Raw genomic sequence first — 3,837 nt, forward strand, 5'->3', positions numbered from 1 at the left:
ACGGTCGACGTCCTCGATCCGACGCCGCCCTACGAGCAGCTGCGCCGGCAGCTCGCCGACCTCATCGGCTCAGGAGTCCTCTCGCCGGGCGACCGCCTGCCGCCCGTACGCCAGCTTGCCGTCGACCTCGGGTTGGCGGCCGGCACCGTCGCTCGCACCTACCGCGAGCTCGAGCAGGCCGGCTACGTGCGGTCGCGCCGTGGAGGCGGCACCCGGGTCGCACCGACCCCGCCGGCGACCGCGACCCCTGAGCGGGCGCTCGAGGAAGCGGCTGCGGCCTACCTCGCGCGCGCACGAATGCTCGGCGCTTCCGCTGAGGCAGCCACGGATGCCGTGCGTCGGGCAGCACTCGGCTGACCGGCCGCGGCGCCCCAGTCAGGGCGCCCAGCCCGATTACCAGTGCGCCCGCCATCAGGACTAGCGTTTCGAGGGTGACGATGTCACTCGCGCAGGCCCCGATCGGGGCTCAGTTGCGCGTGCTGTCCACCGACGCCCCGCCCGCCCTCACGCGGCGCCTGGCCGAGCTCGGCATCCGCCCCGGCAGCCACGTCCGGTGCGTGCAACGGTGCGCCGGTGGCGGCCGGGTCATCGACGTGGCGGGCTCGCGGATCGCCCTCGGCCGTGACGTGCTCGCCTCGATCCTGCTCGCGCCGGTGCCGCGGTGAGCACGAGCCCGCCCGCACCCCGCTCGGTCGCGGCGCCGTCGTGCCACGAGGACGCCGCCGCCGAGCAGGCTCCCGCCGGTGCCCCGGTCGTCGTGCTCTGTGGGGCCCCTAACGTCGGCAAGTCGACGCTGTTCAATGCCCTGACCGGGGCCCGCCGCACCGTCGGCAACTGGCCCGGCACCACAGTGGAGGTCGGCCGGGGCGCGTGCCCCCTCGGGGCCCGGGGCGCCGTTGCGGACGTCGTCGACCTTCCCGGCTCCTACTCCCTCGACCCGATGAGCCCCGACGAGGCGCTGACCCGAGAGGTCGTGCTCGCCCCACCCCCGGGCCGCCCCGATGTCGTCGTCGTCGTGGCCAGCGCGGCCCACCTCGCCCGCAGCCTCTACCTCGTCGCCCAGGTGCGCGAGACCACGCTGCCCGTCGTCGTTGCCGTGACGATGGGCGATGTCGCAGCCCGCCGCGGCATCGAGGTGGATGCCGTGGCGCTCGCCGCCGCGGTCGGCTGCCCCGTCGTCGCGATCGACCCTCGTCGTCGGTCCGGTGTCGATGGGCTCGTGGAGACTGTGTCACGCCAACTCGGGACGGCGGATGCCGTGCCGCGCCTCGCTTCGACGGCCGACCCCGCCGCCGGCCAAGACCACGACCCCGCCGCCGGGCCTGTCGCTGCACCCGCCACCGATGGGCTCGACGACCTGGCCGCCGCCGACGAACGGTTCGCGTGGATCGACACGGTCGTCACGGCATCCGTGCGCGCCGTGGGTCGTGAACGGCGGACCTGGTCCGACCGCATCGACCGGTTCGCCACCGCGCCGGTGATCGGCCCGCTGCTCTTCCTCGCGGTCATGTGGCTGGTCTTCCAGGCCACGACGACGCTCGCGGCTCCGCTGCAGGACGCCCTCGACGCGTTCGTCTCCGGGCCGGTCTCGACCGCCGGAGGCCGGCTCGTCGACGCAGTCGGGTTGGGGGACAGCCCGATTCGCGGGCTCGTCGTCGACGGCATCATCGCCGGGGTCGGCATGTTGCTGACCTTCGTGCCGCTCATGGCGCTGATGTTCCTGCTGCTCGCGCTGCTCGAGGACTCTGGCTACCTCGCCCGCGCGGCCGTCGTCACCGACCGCCTCATGGGCCGCCTGGGCCTGCCCGGCCGGGCGTTCCTGCCGCTGGTCGTCGGCTTCGGCTGCAACGTGCCGGCGATCTCAGCGACCCGCATCCTGCCCAACGCGCGCCATCGGGTGCTCACCGCGCTGCTCGTGCCGTTCACGTCGTGCACGGCGCGGCTGACGGTCTACGTGCTGCTCGCGACGACGTTCTTCCCGCAGCAGGCGGGCACCGTCGTGTTCGCGATGTACCTCGTGTCAATCCTGCTCGTGGTCCTCGTCGGGTTGGCCCTGCGCGCGACCCTGTGGCGCACCGTCGGCAGCGACCCCCTCGTCATCGACCTGCCGCCCTATCAGCGGCCGACGGCGCGGCTCAGTCTCGCCGCGACGTGGCTGAGGCTCGAAGGGTTCCTGCGCACGGCATCCGGCATCATCGTCGCCACGGTCGTCGTGGTCTGGCTGCTGCAGTCCATCCCCGTCGGCTCCGGCTCGGGCGCGTTCGGTGAGGTCGCCGTGGCCGACAGCCTGTACGCCGAGCTCTCCCGAGCCGTCGCGCCGCTGCTCGCGCCTGCGGGCTTCGGTGCGTGGGAGGCGGTGTCTGCCCTGCTCGTGGGGTTCGTCGCCAAGGAGGCGGTCATCTCGTCGTGGGCGCAGACCTTCGCCCTGGCCGAGCCGGCCTCCTCGCGCGAGCCGGGTGCGCTCGGTGCCCAGCTGCAGCAGACCTTCGACGTCGCGAGCGGCGGTCACACGGGGGTGGCGGTCATGGCCTTCATGGTCTTCCTGCTCGCCTACACCCCCTGCGTCGCGACCCTGGCCGCGCAGCGCCGGGAGCTCGGGATGCGCTGGACGGCGTTCGGTGTCGTCCTCCAGCTCGGTGTCGCGTGGGTGTTGGCCGTCGCGGTCTTCCAGGTGGGCCGGGTGTTCTGGTGAGGGGACGCCGGGATGTCGAGGTCGGGCCGGATGCCGTGGTGCCGGATGCCGGGAGCGCTCGCCGCCCGCTGTCGGCCGTGCTCGCCGCCTTCGAAGGCGGGTGTGGCTCGTTCGCGGAGGTCGCGACGCGGTGCGACCTACCGCTGGACACCGTGCGCGCGTGCGTGGACCACCTCGTGCGGATGGGCCGGCTCGAGGCTCGTGAGCTGGCGGTGGGCTGCCCCTCGGGTGGCTGCGGGTCGTGTGCGTCAGCTGCAGGGGACGCGAGCGGCGCGGGTGCCGCTGCCGGATGTGGGGCCAGCGGCCCGTCGGCGCACCAGTCCGGGCCGGTGCTCGTGTCCATCTCGGTGCCCCGACGCTGAGTCGAGCCATCAGCGCTGCAGAGGGCGCGGCATCCTGCGCTGTCTGCAGCGCGCTGTGTTCGGCGCCAGCCTCTGGGGATCCCGCGTTCGGGTAGCTCAGCCGTGGACGGCCCCGACCGCTCCGACCAGCGCGGCCGTGAGGGTGGCGAGGTCGTCGTCGGTGCTCACGTAGGGCGGCATCGTGTAGACGAGGTCGCGGAACGGCCGCACCCACACGCCACGCTCGAGGGCGGCGGCCGTCACCTCGGCGCCGCGAACGGGCTCGCGCAGCTGCACGACTCCGACGGCCCCCAGCACGCGCACGTCCGCGACGCTCGTCAGGGATGCCGCCCGCTCCAGTCCCGCGCTCAGGCCACGTTCGATGCGGGTCACCTCCCCGGCCGGGTCGCGGGCTGCGAGCAGGTCGAGGTTCGCGGAGGCGATGGCGCAGGCCAGCGGGTTGCCCATGAAGGTCGGGCCGTGCATGAGCCCACCGGCCTCACCGGCGCTGACGCCCCGGGCGACGGCGGAGGTGCACAGCACCGCGGCGAGAGACAGGTAGCCGCCGGTCAGTGCCTTGCCGACGCAGAGGATGTCCGGTGCAGACGTGACCACCTGGTCAGATCCGCGCCGGTGGGACCCCGCCCCCGCCCACAGCGGCCCGGTCCGGTGGAACCCTGTGGCGATCTCGTCGTGGATGACCAGCGCCCCGTGCTCACGCGCCAGGTCGTGCAGCACCGCGACGGCATGCGGGCTGTAGACGTGCATCCCGCCCGCCCCTTGGAGCACGGGTTCGACGATCAC

The 3,837-nt window shown here is 73.8% G+C and carries 5 protein-coding genes; 4 read left to right on the forward strand and 1 reads right to left on the reverse strand.

The annotated features are described in order from the left end of the window. From PKY62_RS12525 to PKY62_RS13390, 4 genes are all read left to right on the forward strand, one after another. A partial coding sequence (locus tag PKY62_RS12525) for a GntR family transcriptional regulator (RefSeq protein ID WP_324537458.1) occupies nt 1-357 on the forward strand: 357 nt, incomplete at its 5' end. 80 nt (nt 358-437) lie between these two features. Beyond that, nucleotides 438-665, forward strand: coding sequence for a FeoA family protein (locus tag PKY62_RS12530; protein ID WP_324537464.1), 228 nt, complete (start codon nt 438-440; stop codon nt 663-665). Continuing rightward, the gene (gene feoB / locus PKY62_RS12535; protein WP_324537460.1) at nt 662-2,692 is read left to right on the forward strand and encodes a ferrous iron transport protein B; all 2,031 of its coding nucleotides are present in this window, start codon (nt 662-664) and stop codon (nt 2,690-2,692) included. Before PKY62_RS12530 ends, feoB begins: the two co-directional genes overlap by 4 nt. Before the next feature lie 77 nt (nt 2,693-2,769). Then, complete coding sequence (locus tag PKY62_RS13390; RefSeq protein ID WP_502875846.1) at nt 2,770-3,054, forward strand: FeoC-like transcriptional regulator; 285 nt, start codon at nt 2,770-2,772, stop codon at nt 3,052-3,054. Nucleotides 3,055-3,150: 96 nt separating this feature from the next. On the opposite strand, the gene PKY62_RS12540 is transcribed toward PKY62_RS13390, so the two are convergent. Next, nucleotides 3,151-3,837 (reverse strand): aminotransferase class III-fold pyridoxal phosphate-dependent enzyme (locus PKY62_RS12540; RefSeq protein WP_324537462.1); only part of this gene is annotated, 687 nt, incomplete at its 5' end.

This window comes from Actinotalea sp. (genome assembly GCF_035443605.1).
Classification (GTDB): Bacteria; Actinomycetota; Actinomycetes; order Actinomycetales; family Cellulomonadaceae; genus Actinotalea.